We start from the raw sequence: 14,067 nt of genomic DNA on the forward strand, positions 1-14,067 counted from the left end.
AAAAATGATTAGTTTAGTATTGAAAATCAGATTAATATTATTTAGAAAGTTCCTTTCTATTTTACTTTTTCTTTTAGCTAAAATTGTGAAAGTGGATGATAAGCTAATTATTTTTTCATCTTTTAATGGGAAAGCTTATTCGGATAATCCACGCTATCTTTTTGAATATTTGATAGAGAATGGAGCATTTGCTGATTTTCAATTTGTTTGGGCTTTTAAAAGTAAACAAAAGATTGTAGGCGCCAGAGTCGTTAAGTTTAATTCTTTGGCCTATTATTATTTGCTTTCAAAATCAAAATATTGGGTCTTTAATTCCAAAATGGCTCCTTATTATTATAAAAGGAGGAAACAAATTTATTTACAAACTTGGCATGGAACCCCACTAAAGCGTTTGGGACATGATATTTTTGACAATGGTAAGGCTTATTATCGGAGTCGTTTATCTTATCAACAAATGCTGAAAAGTTATGATGATGATGCTCGACATTGGGATTATTTAATTTCTCCAAGTGAATTTTCTAGTCAAGCATTTGCGACTGCTTTTAAGATAAAGGAAGAACAAATATTAGAAATGGGTTACCCTCGAGTTGATTATTTGGTAAATTTTAATCCTGAGGAAATTTTAAAATTGAAAAAAGCTTATGGTTTACCTTTGGATAAGAAAATTATTTTATATGCTCCTACTTGGCGAGATAATAGATTTGGAATAAGGGGTTATCAATTCGAGATGGTGGTTGATTTTCATAAATGGAAGAAAATTTTAGGTCAGAATACAATAATATTATTTAAACCTCATTACTTAATTTCAAATATTTATCAGGTTCCGAAGGATTTGACTGATTTTGTTTATTTGATGGAGGCAAATGCGGATATTAATGATGCTTATTTGATGAGTGATTCTTTAATTACGGATTATTCTTCTGTGTTTTTTGATTATGCTAATTTATATCGACCAATCTATTTTTATATGTATGATTTTGAAGAATATGAGCAAGAATTAAGAGGATTTTATTTAAATATTCCAAATGACTTACCTAATGATGTCATTACAAGGGAAGATGATTTATTAGTGAAAATTAATAATGAGGATTTTGATTATGAACGCTTGAGAAAGTTTAATCAAAAATTTAACTTATGGAATGATGGAAAAGCTTGTTCTAAAGTTGTTAAGAGGATTTTTAATGAAAACTAAATCAATTATTTTAACAATTATTCTTGGTATTTTTTATCCTTTTTCCTTGATTCCTGAGGTTAGGAGAAATCGAATTACTTTTATTTCATTAGAACATGATAATTTATCAAAGGATTTTAAGTTGATTTATGAGCGGCTATCTGAGGGAAAAAAATATGAATTAAGAACTGTTCTCTTTAAATTTGATTCTTCTTTTTGGGGAAATATAAAATATGGTTATGCTTGTATTCGTCAATTATTTTTAATTCAAAGTTCACATTTAGTGATTATTGATTACAATAATTTCGTAGTTTCCAAATTTCCGCATCGCAAGAGGGTTAAGGTTTTGCAACTTTGGCATGCAACTGGTGCTTTGAAAAAATTTGGGAATGATGTGGAGCGAGATTATAAGGTGAAAAATTATGATTATACAATAGTCAATTCAGATTTTTTAAAACCGATTTTTGCGCGTGCTTTTAATCTTTTGGAGTCACAAGTGATGGTGACTGGTATTCCTAATAATGATAAAATTTTTGATTCAATTTTTGTAGAAGAAACAAAACAAAGACTCTCAGCGAAATATCCGATTCTGAAAAATAAAAAGATTATAACTTACGCCCCAACTTTTAGAGGAAGAATTAGTACGCATTTTCGAGAAGCTATGATTGATTTGGAAAAAGTTCATCAAAAACTCGGGGAAGATTACTTAATTATTTATAAAAGTCATCCATTGATTTCAGATTCAAAATATGAAAATAATGAACGAGTTTTATTTATTCAGGATGAGTTGATTTCGTCACTCTTTTGCATTACGGATATTTTGGTGACGGATTATTCGGCGATTGCGATTGATTGGATGGTTTTTGACAAGCCAATTATTGCTTACAGTCCTGATTTGATTAATTATTCACGTAAACCTGGTTTTACTTTTGATTACCAAGCGGAGTTTCCTGGTCCTGTCAGTAAAAATGAGGAGGAGTTAGTTGAGGCAATCAAAGCTGTCAGTAAAAACGTTGCTGATAATAGTCTGAAACGAAAAAAATTTACTGACAAAATGTATAAATTTAATGACGGAAAATCAACTGAACGGGTCTTAGATTTGATTGAATCAATTATGGGCAGTTTTTAGTGATTGGAAAGGAGAAAAGGATGACAAAATCAGAAACGTCTTATGATGAACCATTTAAAAGAGGTCATAAAAAGAAAAAAAGAAAATTTTTACGAATTTTCCTCATTGTGCTTTTTGTATTGATAATACTTTTAGGGGCAGTTGGTGGTAAAGTTTATTTTGATTTGAAGTCAGCGATAAATAAAGCTTATGTTAGTCCTCCGACCGAAATGACGAGCGTTTCACTAAAAAACAAAGAAGCTTTTACGACAGCTGTCCTTGGAATAAGCGAAATTAAGGGAAAAGAAGTTTTAGTTTCGGCGGATATGGCAACAACGAATCCTCGCTTGCAACAAACAACAGTTATCAATATTTCAACAAGTGCTTTACTTCCAAATCATCAATCTTTAGGAACTCTTTATAATTCTGGAGGAGCAGCAGCGGTCATTAAAGAAATGGAAGAGCTATTGCAAGTCAAAACGAATAAGTTTGTAAAAATTGATTTTGACGAGATTGGCAAATTGGTTGAGGGAATCGGGGGACTTTCACTTCAAAATGCAAGGGCCTTTAATGCTCAAGGTTACAATTTTCCTCAAGGGACAATTAGTTTAAAAAATTCAACAGAGGTAAAGGCTTATCTTACTTTATTAAATGAGTCAGATAGTAAAAAACTCTTTGCAAGACAACAAGAACTTGTGATGGCGACAATGACGAAGCTTAAAAATCCACAGGTTATTATCGGACATTTTTCTCAAATTTTGGCTGCTTTTCCTCAAGTTTTTAGAATGAGTTTTAGTTTTGGAAATTTCAAAGCTTTGGTAGTGAATTATCATGGGGCTACAAGGATTAGTAAAATCAATATCCATAGCGATAAAGTGGAGGGACAGTCAGGAGTGGCAACAATTTCACAAGCTAATCTTGATTTGGCGAAAATACAATTTCAAGAAAGTTTAAAATAAAAGAATAAAAAATCATTAGATAAAATTTCTAATGATTTTTTTAGTACAATTATTTCTCATAAAAAGTAGATTTTAGAAAGAAAATTGTATTTTTTTAACAGCTTTGACTGCCCTTTTTGGAAGAGTTTATGTATAATAGAATTAGTTAGTTTTGCTATTGATATAGCAGCAGAAATGGAGAGATATAATGCCTAAAAAATTTGGTCGTATTCATCTTGTTGTAATGGACTCTGTCGGAATTGGTGCTGCACCAGATGCTGACAAATTCTTTAATCATGACGTTGAAACGCATGAAGCAATTAATGATGTGAACTCAGACACGATTGGTCATATTTCAGAAATTCGTGGGCTTGATGTGCCTAACCTTCAAAAATTGGGTTGGGGAAATATCCCGCGTGAAAGTCCGCTCAAAACGGTTCCAAAAGCGGATAAACCAGCAGCATATGTCACTAAACTAGAAGAAATTTCAAAAGGTAAGGATACAATGACTGGGCACTGGGAAATTATGGGCTTGAATATTCAAACGCCTTTCCCAACTTATCCAGAAGGTTATCCAGAGGATTTACTTGAAAAAATTGAAGAATTTTCTGGCCGTAAAATCATTCGTGAAGCAAATAAACCTTATTCTGGAACAGCAGTCATTGAAGATTTTGGTCCTCGTCAATTGGAAACTGGTGAGTTGATTATTTATACTTCAGCAGACCCTGTTTTGCAAATTGCGGCACATGAAGATGTCATTTCTCGTGAAGAACTTTATAAAATTTGTGAATATGTTCGTTCAATTACCCTTGAAGGGTCTGGAATCATGATTGGCCGTATCATCGCTCGTCCTTATGTTGGAGAAGCTGGAAACTTTGAACGGACTGATGGACGTCGTGACTATGCTTTGTCACCATTTGCTGAAACAGTTTTGGAAAAACTTTATAAGGCTGGAATTGATACTTATTCAGTTGGGAAAATTTCAGATATTTTCAACACAGTAGGTGTGAAATATGATATGGGGCATAATCATAACGATATGGACGGGGTTGACCGTCTGCTTAAAGCAATGACAAAAGCTGAGTTTACTGAAGGATTTTCTTTCACAAACTTAGTTGACTTCGATGCTAAATATGGACATCGTCGCGATGTTGAAGGTTACGGAAAAGCAATTGAAGACTTTGACGGTCGTTTGCCAGAAATCATTGATGCAATGAAAGAAGATGATTTGTTGATGATTACTGCTGACCACGGAAATGACCCTTCATACGTAGGAACTGACCATACTCGTGAATATATTCCACTCGTGATTTTCTCTAAATCATTGAAAGACCCTAAAGTTTTACCAGTGGGACATTTTGCTGATATTTCAGCAACTGTTGCCGAAAACTTCTCTGTTAAGAAGGCTCAAACTGGTGAATCATTCTTGGATGCTTTGGTTTAATAGGAAAAAATTTCTGTCAGTAAATTTTACTGACAGAGTTTAGAAAGAAATATTTATTAATGGCTAAGAAAGCATTTTGTCAATCTTGTGGAATGCCAATTGCTGATGATTCTTATAAGGGAACGCAAGCAAATGGAGAAGTTTCAACAGACTATTGTATCTATTGCTATATGCAAGGACGATTTGTCCAACCAGAACTTACTTTTGATGAAATGGTCGAAATTGGGCGAAAAGGTTTAGATAATAATTCAATGCCCAAAATGCAAAAATGGCTTTTCAAAAGGCTTTATCCAATGCAACTCAAAGGTTTGAAACGCTGGAAAAATTAAGTTCTTAACTTACTGATGGAAACTCTGTCAGTAAATTTGATAATTATATTAAAAGAAAAGGAAATTAAAAATGCCAACACCACATATCGAAGCTCAAAAAGGCGAAATCGCAGATAAAATTCTCTTACCAGGAGATCCACTTCGCGCAAAATTCATCGCAGAAAACTTCCTTGAAGATGCTGTGCAATTTAACCAAGTTCGCGGAATGCTTGGCTTTACTGGAACTTACAAGGGCCATCGTGTTTCTGTTATGGGAACAGGAATGGGAATTCCTTCAATCTCAATCTATGCTAATGAATTAATTACAGAATACGGTGTAAAAAGATTAATTCGTGTTGGGACTGCTGGTTCTGTAAATGAAGATGTTCATATTCGTGACCTTGTCATTGGACAAGCAGCTGCGACAACTTCAGCGATTATCCGTAATGATTTCCCTGATTTTGATTTCCCACAAATTGCTGATTTTGATTTGCTTGATAAAGCTTATCATATTGCAAAAGACCTTGGAATTACAACTCACGTTGGAAATATTCTCAGCTCTGATTTGTTCTACGGTGGACCAGATGCAGTTAAAGTTGGAAAACTTGGTGTGAAGGCTGTTGAAATGGAAGCTGCTGGCCTTTATTACCTTGGGGCAAAATATAAAGTTCAAACTTTGGGAATTATGACAATCTCTGACCATATTTTGACTGGAGAATCAACAACTTCTGAAGAGCGTCAATTGACTTTCACAGATATGATGAAAGTTGGTTTGGAAACTTTGATTTCTGAATAATTAGTTAAAGTTCTGTCTTAATGACAGGACTTTTTTATTTATGATCAATAAAAATGCATTTAATCATCTGTGCTTAAAAAATTTTGATATGATGGAATAAACTAGGAAATTAAATTTTCCTTCAAACAAAGGAGAAAAGATGACTTACGAAGATTTTATCAAAGAAGCAGGATTGGCAAGAGAAAATTTTAGGTGGGCTTGGGCGTTTTGTAATGAGGTTGATGGTCCAATAACTGAGCCAGAATTGGCTGATAAACTTTTAGATTTAGTATTAGAAGGAAAGAAAAGTGCGACGGCTAGCGCTGTAGCTGAGTATGGTGAAGATGAACCATTCCCTTCAGTTGATGGAAAATTTGATATTTTACTAGATGGAAAAGGTCAACCAAGAGCTGCTATTACAACTTCTAAAGTTTATGTGCGAAATTTTTTTGATGTCAGCGCTGAGCATGCTTTTAAAGAAGGAGAAGGGGATCAAAGTTTAGACTACTGGCGGAAAGTGCATCAAGACTTTTGGAGTGACTTAAAAGTATATAGTCCTAATATGGAAGTTCTTTGCGAAGAATTTGAAGTTCTTTACCAAAACTAAAAGTAGTAAATAAAAATTGTTGACTATTTTTTTAGTCATGCTATAATTATTTTAAAATTATGCTTTATGAAAAGAGGAATAAAATGGAAGAAATACTTATTGTGACTACAAATGAAGTGGCTGGTTATCGAATTACTGAAGTATATGGTGAAGTTTTCGGATTAACAACGCGTTCAAGAAATTTATTTTCAAGTGCCGGTCAACAGATGAAAACTGTTGTAGGTGGCGAAATAAATGGTTATACAAAACTTCAACATGAAACCCGTGAAACTTCGATTGATCGTATGAGAGAGGAAGCTAAAGCCAAAGGAGCAAATGCAATTGTTGCGATGCGTTTTGACTCATCAACTTTCCAAAATATTGATTCTGTCGCTGCTTATGGAACAGCTGTTAAAATTGAAAAAATCTAAAGGCTAGCGAAAGCTAGTTTTTTTTATTTCCGAACAATTTTTAGCTAAGCCTGCCAAAAGAAATACTATTAAGGGAAAATTCCTTCATTTTTTGTTAGAATAATATTAAAATTAGTATAATTAAACTCAAATATGAGAAGCCTTTAGAGGAGAATTATGAAAACGGATATTGAAATTGCTCAAGCTGCTGACATTCAACCTATTACCAAAATTGCTGAAAAGATTGGACTATCATTTGATGATATCGAACTTTATGGTAAATACAAAGCTAAAATTCCTTTAGAGGTTTTAGATAAATTTGACCAACAGTCTGAAGGAAAACTTGTTTTGGTGACATCAATTAATCCCACACCTGCTGGAGAAGGAAAATCGACAGTTACTGTCGGTTTGGCTGATGCATTTGCAAGACAAGGTGAAAATGTAATGGTGGCCTTGCGTGAACCTTCTTTAGGGCCTGTTATGGGAATTAAGGGTGGAGCTGCTGGTGGTGGTTTTGCACAGGTATTGCCAATGGAAGATATTAATCTTCATTTTACAGGGGATATTCATGCGATTACAACTGCCAATAATGCTATTTCGGCATTTCTTGATAATTCGCTTCATCAAGGAAATCCGTTAAATATCGACCCAAGAAGAATCATTTGGAAACGTGTTGTTGATTTGAATGACCGTGCCCTTCGTCATGTCACTGTTGGACTTGGTGGCCCTTTAAATGGTGTGCCCCGTGAAGATGGTTTTGATATTACAGTAGCCAGTGAAATTATGGCGGTTTTATGTTTGGCAACTTCAATCAGCGATTTGAAAGAACGTTTAGGAAAAATTGTTCTGGCTCAGTCTTATGACCGTAAACCCGTAACCCTTGGTGATTTAGGGGTTCAAGGGGCTATTGCGATGCTCCTGAAAGATGCACTGAAACCAAACCTTGTTCAGACAATTGAGGGAACGCCAGCTTTGATTCACGGTGGGCCTTTTGCCAATATTGCGCATGGTTGTAATTCTGTTTTGGCAACAAAAACGGCCTTAAAACTATCGGATATTGTCATTACAGAAGCTGGGTTTGGAGCTGACCTTGGTGGTGAGAAATTTTTAGATATCAAAACTCGTCAGCTCGGAAAACAACCTGATGCGGTAGTAATTGTGGCTACACTTCGTGCACTTAAAATGCATGGTGGCCTTGATAAAAAAGAATTGACTAAGGAAAACGTAGAGGCCGTTAAAAAGGGCTTTGCTAATTTAGAACGTCATATTAAAAATATGCAGAGTTACGGTTTGCCAGTAATTGTGGCAATTAATGAGTTTGCATCAGATACTAAATCTGAAATTTCAGCATTAAAAGAGCTGACAGAAGCATTGGGAGTTCCAGTTTCATTGACCCAAGTCTTTGCTAAGGGGGGGGAAGGTGGTTTAGATTTGGCCGAAAAACTGTCAGGAATGTTACAAGAAAAATCTGATTTTAGCTATCTTTATGACCTAAAAGAGCCATTAACAGCTAAAATTGACAAAATTGTGACAGAAATTTATGGCGGTTCCAAAGTCAATTATTCACCAAAGGCTAAGCGTCAGATGAGAGAAATTGAAGAAAATGGTTGGAATGATTTGCCAGTATGCATGGCTAAAACTCAATATTCATTTTCAGACCAACCAAATCTTTTAGCGGCGCCAGAAGGCTTTGAAGTTACAGTTCGTGAGCTACTTCCAAAAATTGGAGCTGGATTTATCGTTGCTCTTTTGGGGGATGTGATGACAATGCCCGGGCTTCCTAAAAATCCAGCAGCTTTAAAAATGGATGTCACTGATAATGGAAAAATCTCAGGATTATTTTAGAAATGAGTTTAAGTGGTTTTGTTACGTAAAGATTAAATGTAAATTTTTTCGGTAACAAATTTACAAAAAATTAAAAGCTTGTAAAACCGCTTGTCAGGCGGTTTTTTTGTGTTATACTTGCTAACAATGTTGAAAAAAATAATTATTTCTGCAGCACTTCTTACAAGTTTTAGTGCTGTCCTGATTGCGAATCCTGCAAAAGCAGATTCAGTATTTGATGATAATAAGGCACAAAGTTCACTGACAGATTTGTCAGCAGCAACAAATTCACTTGATGTTTTAACAAAAACAATGAATGATACTGTCAGTGCCGTTTCAAAAGTAGAAAAAACACAAAGTGCGGCTAAAGAAGTTCAGTCACGAGCTGACAAACTTGTCAGTACAGCCAAAAAATATTTAGGTGTTCCCTATGTTTGGGGTGGAACTACACCAGCTGGCTTTGACTGTTCAGGATTCACAAGTTACGTCTATAGAGAAGTTTTAGGTAAAGAAATTGGTCGTACAACTTGGGACCAAATTGCAAGCGGAAAAAAAGTCGGACTTGACCAAGCCAAAGTTGGAGATTTGATTATCTTTTATGGTGGAGACCATGTGGGAATTTATCTTGGAAATGGCCAAGTGATTCATGCACCACAACCTGGTGAGTCAGTTAAAATCAGTTCAGTTACTGATATGTCGGCTGATTTTGCATTAGAGTATTAAATATAATAGAAGGAAATAGCATTTATTGCTATTTTTTTGTTATTCTTATAGCTAAATCTGGCTATAAGTTTTTTTTATGGCAAAGGTCTTAAGTTCGTGTTAAGATAGGTCTATCAAATTTTTAAAGGGGAACTTTTATGAGAACATCACTAAAGGTCACATTTGCCGCTCTTTCACTTATCGCTGCTGGAACTTTGGTTGCATGCTCATCAGGTTCAAAAGATTCATCAGATAAAGCAACATCTGTTGTGATTGCGACAGATGGGGCAACAAAGCCATTTACTTATTCAGATAGTCAAGGAAATTTAACGGGTTACGATATTGAGGTTGCTCGTGCGGTTTTCAAGAAATTGCCACAGTATAAAGTGAAATTTCAAGTGACAGATTTTTCTGGGATTTCACCAGGGATTGATTCTGGCCGTTACCAAATGGGTGCTAATGATTTTGGTTGGGAAAAAAGTAGAGCTGAAAAATATTATTTCTCATCACCACTTTCAAAATCAAACAATGCAGTTCTTGTGAAATCTGGGACTTACAAAACTTTGGCAGATTTGGCTGGGAAATCGACAATTGGTAATCCAGCATCAAATTATACAAAGTCAATTCAAGATTGGAACAAAGCCAATCCAGATAAAGAAATCAAAATTAGTTACTCAGCAGATTCTACTTCAATTAACACAAGATTCACGCAAGTTGAATCAGGAAAAATTGATTTCATGCTTTATGATAAGATTTCTTTAGAGTCTGCAGTTAAAGAACAAGGTTTTGACAATCTAAAAATTGAAGATATCAGTATGGATACTGGTGATGCTGAACATGACGGTTATGAATATTTCCTCTTTGGCAAAGATTCGCAAGGTAAAAAACTTCAAAAAGATGTGAATGGAGTTTTGGCAAAAATGCAGGCTGATGGTAGTTTGGCGAAAATTTCCAAGAAATATCTTGGTGGGGATTTCGTGCCAAAAGCAGAAATGTTTAAGTAAATTTTACTGACAAGAAATTTAACCTAAAATCGAAGAGCTGTCAGTAAAATATTTGTCTCTTGACCAATCAAAATTTACTGACAGTTCAGTTCGTAAAAAATAGGAGAAAAAAAGACCAAAATTTTGTATAATAGTAGAAGTGATGGTCAGGTAAAAAATCGAACTTATAAGTAAATGTAAAAATATTAAATAATAAGTTCAATAAATCCGAATAAACTCTGTCACTTTTTTACTGACAGAGTTTTCCCTATTAGAAAAATAAAAAATATGAAAAAAAATAAAAAAATAATTCTTGGGATTGTCTTGCTTTTGGCTTTAATTATCTTGCCAGCTCTTCCCTTTCTCTTAATCAAAGGTCAGTATAATTTTCATGACTTTTGGACCATGTTTTTCACAAAGATTTTTAGTTGGTCAGCATTTGTAGATGCCTTTTTACCAATTATAAAAATGATTCCGTCGTCTCTTGAAATGACAATAATTGCCATGGTCTTTGGGTTACTTTTAGGACTCATTCTTGCTTTGGTTCGTATTAATAAAATTCCAATTTTGAATCAATTGCGTGCTTTGTTTGTTAGTTTCATTCGTGGAACCCCTATTTTGGTACAATTATACCTTTCATATACGGGGATTCCGTTGATTTTAAAAGCAATCAATATGAATTATGGAACGAATTTTAATGTCAATACAATTCCAGCTATGCTTTTTGTCATTGTTGCTTTCGCACTCAATGAAGGAGCTTATAACTCGGAAACAATTCGTGCTGCAATTCAATCCGTTGATAAAGGACAAATCGAAGCAGCCAAATCACTCGGAATGACAAACTTCCAAGTTTTTATGCGTGTGACTTTACCTGAAGCAGCAACCGTTGCAACGGCTCCTTTAGGAAACGCTCTGATTGGACTTTTGAAATCAACTTCACTTGCCTTCGTTGCAGGTGTGGTAGAAATGACAGCTCGTGCTCAAATTATTGGGGGCTCAACCTTCCGTTTATTTGAAACTTATTTAGCCTTAGCTTTAGTTTACTGGCCAATTTGTATTATTTTTGAACTCTTAATTCGTGGATTAGAGCGTAAATTAGACGTAAGAATGCCAAATGACAAACGTAAAAATCGTGCACAAATTTCATTGAGCAAGAACCCATTTAACCAAGCCTAAGGAGGACGATAATGATTAAAATTACAAATATAAGTAAAACATTTTCGGGTAATCAAGTTCTCAATGACATTAGCTTGGAAATTGAAGAAGGAGATGTTGTTGCCCTTATTGGCGCTTCTGGTGCTGGTAAATCAACCTTTCTCCGGGCTTTAAATGATCTTGAAAGACCAGATAGTGGTCAAATTGAAATTGATGACTTAAAGATTGATTATTCGACAATCACAAAGCAAGAAGTACTTGAACTTCGCAGAAAGACTGGAATGGTTTTTCAACAATTTAATCTTTTTGAACGTCGGACTGCCCTTGAAAATGTAATGGAAGGGTTGATTCAGGTTAAAAAATTATCTAAGGCGCAAGCAAAAGAGATTGCCGAAGCTGAATTAGATAAGGTTGGTCTAACTGACCGGAAAGATTACTATCCAAAATTTTTATCAGGTGGTCAAAAACAAAGGGTTGGAATCGCTCGTGCTTTAGCGATGCAACCAAAACTTTTACTTTTAGATGAACCGACATCTGCCCTTGACCCTGAATTAGTTGGTGAAGTTCAAGAAGTAATTTTAAATGCAGCTCAAAATAAACAAACAATGGTTCTTGTCAGTCATGAAATGGACTTTGTTTATAATGTAGCAACAAAAGTGCTTTTTCTTGAACAAGGGAAAATCATTGAAGCGGGGACTCCTCAAGAAGTTTTCTACTCACCCAAAAATCCTCGTACACGAGAGTTTTTATCACGTCATGTCAAGAATTTAGAGGTTAATAACTAAAATGATGATTTTACAGTTTTATTTAAAAGGTCTATTAATTTCAGCTATCTTTGTTTTATTGGTAGGTGGATTATATGCTTTCACTTACCTTGTGCGAAATACGAAAAAACCGTGGACTGAAAGAAGAAACCGAATTTTTGATTTAATTTTAGTTGGTATTTTAACGACGCCTATCCTGAGTTTTGCTGTTTTAGGAGTACTTGTAATACTAAGAATTCGTGGACTTTGATTTTTATTTATGCTTTAAATAAATCTAATTAATGGAAAAATATCATTTGACAATGTAAAATGGTGCTATAAGATTTTAGATATTAGAAAAAAGAGTTTTTAGAACTAATAAAAAAGGGCTCAAGTTTGCTGAAATGCTAGCTTGAGTTTATGAATTTAAGGGGAGTTCTTTAGCTCTTAGAAAAGGGATTAAAAATGACAGAAAAGAAATATGATGTTGTCATCATTGGTTCAGGCCCTGCGGGAATGACTGCAGCGATGTATACTGCACGTTCTGAAATGAAAACTTTGCTTTTAGAACGTGGTGTTCCTGGTGGTCAAATGAATAACACAGCTGAGATTGAAAATTATCCTGGCTATGAAACAATCATGGGTCCTGAACTTTCAATGAAAATGGCTGAACCATTGGAAGGTTTAGGTGTAGAAAATGCTTATGGTTTTGTGACGGCTATTGAAGACCATGGGGATTACAAAAAAATTATCACAGAAGATGATGAGTTTGTCACTAAATCAATCATTATTGCGACAGGGGCTAATCACCGTAAGCTTGAAATTCCCGGTGAGGAAGAATATGGAGCTCGCGGAGTTTCCTACTGTGCCGTTTGTGATGGTGCTTTCTTTAGAAACCAAGAAATTTTAGTTATTGGTGGTGGTGACTCTGCTGTTGAAGAAGCTCTCTACTTGACTCGTTTTGGTCAATCCGTAACAATTATGCATCGCCGTGATAAATTGCGTGCACAAGAAATTATCCAACAAAGAGCTTTCAAAGAAGAAAAAATCAACTTTATTTGGGATTCTGTTCCTATGGAAATTAAAGGGGATGACAAAAAAGTTCAATCCGTTGTTTATAAAAACGTTAAAACGGGTGAAGTAACTGAAAAAGCTTTTGGTGGAATCTTCATTTATGTGGGACTTGACCCAGTTGCTGAATTTGCTGGTAATCTTGGAATTACTGATGAAGCCGGTTGGATTATTACCGATGACCATATGAGAACAAGTCTACCTGGTATTTTTGCCGTAGGTGATGTTCGTCAAAAAGATTTCCGTCAAATCACTACAGCTATTGGTGATGGAGCGCAAGCAGCTCAAGAAGCTTATAAATTTGTAGCTGAACTTGATTAAAATAAAAAATTACTGACAAAATCGTCAGTAATTTTTTATTAAAGGATTCGGAATGACTTTTAATCGAAAATATGGTAAAATGTAAGTAACGCAATTTTGAAAAAGGAGATTAGGTTTATCGCCTAAGTAATTTATAAGACTATGGAAAAAGTAATTTATGACATTTTGCTTGTTGCAATGCTTGTAGTTTCAGCATTTATTATTGTAGCGATTTTCATGCAACCTTCAAAACAAGATGGAGCAGCAGATGCTTTTTCGGGTGGAACAGGTGAATTGTTTGAACGTCGTAAAGCGCGCGGTTTTGAGGCAGTGATGCAGCGTTTTACAGCAATCATGATTGGCTTATGGCTAGTTATTGGATTTGCTCTTGTTGTTTTATCAACACGTTAAAATTGCGGGCTGAAAACAGTCCGTATTTTATTTTCTTATAAATGTTTTTCTAATTGCGTCAAATGTTTAATTGTCCAAATTGTCAGTGGTAGAATTGATTCTATCAGTCAAAAATGTCTGATAAAATGATTAATACCA

Annotated in this window: 16 protein-coding genes; all 16 read left to right on the forward strand. The window is 34.7% G+C overall.

Going from position 1 to position 14,067, the window contains the following annotated elements; translation table 11 throughout:
* Positions 1-4 precede the first annotated feature (4 nt).
* The 16 genes from IAE52_RS00445 to secG all read left to right on the forward strand — a co-directional run bounded on the left by IAE52_RS00445 (position 5) and on the right by secG (position 13,929).
* Complete coding sequence (locus IAE52_RS00445) at positions 5-1,192, forward strand: CDP-glycerol glycerophosphotransferase family protein (RefSeq protein ID WP_109990782.1); 1,188 nt, start codon at positions 5-7, stop codon at positions 1,190-1,192.
* Positions 1,182-2,300, forward strand: coding sequence for a CDP-glycerol glycerophosphotransferase family protein (locus tag IAE52_RS00450; protein WP_033900068.1), 1,119 nt, complete (start codon positions 1,182-1,184; stop codon positions 2,298-2,300). The genes IAE52_RS00445 and IAE52_RS00450 overlap by 11 nt, the downstream gene beginning before the upstream one ends.
* A gap of 20 nt (positions 2,301-2,320) precedes the next feature.
* Positions 2,321-3,238 carry an LCP family protein gene (locus IAE52_RS00455; RefSeq protein WP_109990783.1) on the forward strand — a complete coding sequence of 306 codons (918 nt, stop codon included), beginning with the start codon at positions 2,321-2,323 and terminating at the stop codon, positions 3,236-3,238.
* A gap of 187 nt (positions 3,239-3,425) precedes the next feature.
* On the forward strand, positions 3,426-4,661 hold the full coding sequence (locus IAE52_RS00460) for a phosphopentomutase (protein WP_004255006.1): 1,236 nt from the start codon (positions 3,426-3,428) through the stop codon (positions 4,659-4,661).
* A gap of 59 nt (positions 4,662-4,720) precedes the next feature.
* Positions 4,721-4,990 carry a zinc ribbon domain-containing protein gene (locus IAE52_RS00465; RefSeq protein ID WP_033900063.1) on the forward strand — a complete coding sequence of 90 codons (270 nt, stop codon included), beginning with the start codon at positions 4,721-4,723 and terminating at the stop codon, positions 4,988-4,990.
* Between the two features lie 70 nt (positions 4,991-5,060).
* A complete protein-coding gene (gene deoD, locus IAE52_RS00470) occupies positions 5,061-5,765 on the forward strand; it encodes a purine-nucleoside phosphorylase (protein ID WP_004255010.1) in 705 nt (234 codons plus the stop codon).
* Between the two features lie 139 nt (positions 5,766-5,904).
* Positions 5,905-6,351, forward strand: a complete 447-nt coding sequence (locus IAE52_RS00475; protein WP_004255012.1) for an ASCH domain-containing protein — start codon at positions 5,905-5,907, stop codon at positions 6,349-6,351.
* An 83-nt stretch (positions 6,352-6,434) separates the two neighbouring features.
* Positions 6,435-6,761: a heavy metal-binding domain-containing protein gene (locus tag IAE52_RS00480; protein ID WP_010905638.1), complete on the forward strand. Its 327-nt coding sequence runs from the start codon at positions 6,435-6,437 to the stop codon at positions 6,759-6,761.
* A 156-nt stretch (positions 6,762-6,917) separates the two neighbouring features.
* Positions 6,918-8,585 (forward strand): formate--tetrahydrofolate ligase, encoded by a 1,668-nt coding sequence (locus IAE52_RS00485; protein WP_058203668.1) that lies wholly within the window; start codon positions 6,918-6,920, stop codon positions 8,583-8,585.
* Between the two features lie 126 nt (positions 8,586-8,711).
* The gene (locus IAE52_RS00490; RefSeq protein WP_052062141.1) at positions 8,712-9,287 is read left to right on the forward strand and encodes a C40 family peptidase; all 576 of its coding nucleotides are present in this window, start codon (positions 8,712-8,714) and stop codon (positions 9,285-9,287) included.
* A gap of 137 nt (positions 9,288-9,424) precedes the next feature.
* Entirely contained in the window at positions 9,425-10,270 is an 846-nt protein-coding gene (locus IAE52_RS00495) for an amino acid ABC transporter substrate-binding protein (RefSeq protein WP_023164024.1), read from the forward strand.
* A 267-nt stretch (positions 10,271-10,537) separates the two neighbouring features.
* Complete coding sequence (locus tag IAE52_RS00500; RefSeq protein ID WP_004255026.1) at positions 10,538-11,425, forward strand: amino acid ABC transporter permease; 888 nt, start codon at positions 10,538-10,540, stop codon at positions 11,423-11,425.
* An 11-nt stretch (positions 11,426-11,436) separates the two neighbouring features.
* A complete protein-coding gene (locus IAE52_RS00505; RefSeq protein ID WP_004255031.1) occupies positions 11,437-12,189 on the forward strand; it encodes an amino acid ABC transporter ATP-binding protein in 753 nt (250 codons plus the stop codon).
* A 1-nt stretch (position 12,190) separates the two neighbouring features.
* On the forward strand, positions 12,191-12,418 hold the full coding sequence (locus tag IAE52_RS00510; protein ID WP_004255037.1) for a DUF4059 family protein: 228 nt from the start codon (positions 12,191-12,193) through the stop codon (positions 12,416-12,418).
* Between the two features lie 194 nt (positions 12,419-12,612).
* Positions 12,613-13,539, forward strand: a complete 927-nt coding sequence (trxB, locus tag IAE52_RS00515) for a thioredoxin-disulfide reductase (protein ID WP_010905642.1) — start codon at positions 12,613-12,615, stop codon at positions 13,537-13,539.
* 141 nt (positions 13,540-13,680) lie between these two features.
* Complete coding sequence (gene secG / locus IAE52_RS00520; RefSeq protein ID WP_003130913.1) at positions 13,681-13,929, forward strand: preprotein translocase subunit SecG; 249 nt, start codon at positions 13,681-13,683, stop codon at positions 13,927-13,929.
* The last annotated feature ends 138 nt before the right edge of the window (positions 13,930-14,067 follow it).

It is taken from the genome of Lactococcus sp. S47 (assembly GCF_016517475.1).
Classification (GTDB): domain Bacteria; phylum Bacillota; class Bacilli; order Lactobacillales; family Streptococcaceae; genus Lactococcus; species Lactococcus lactis.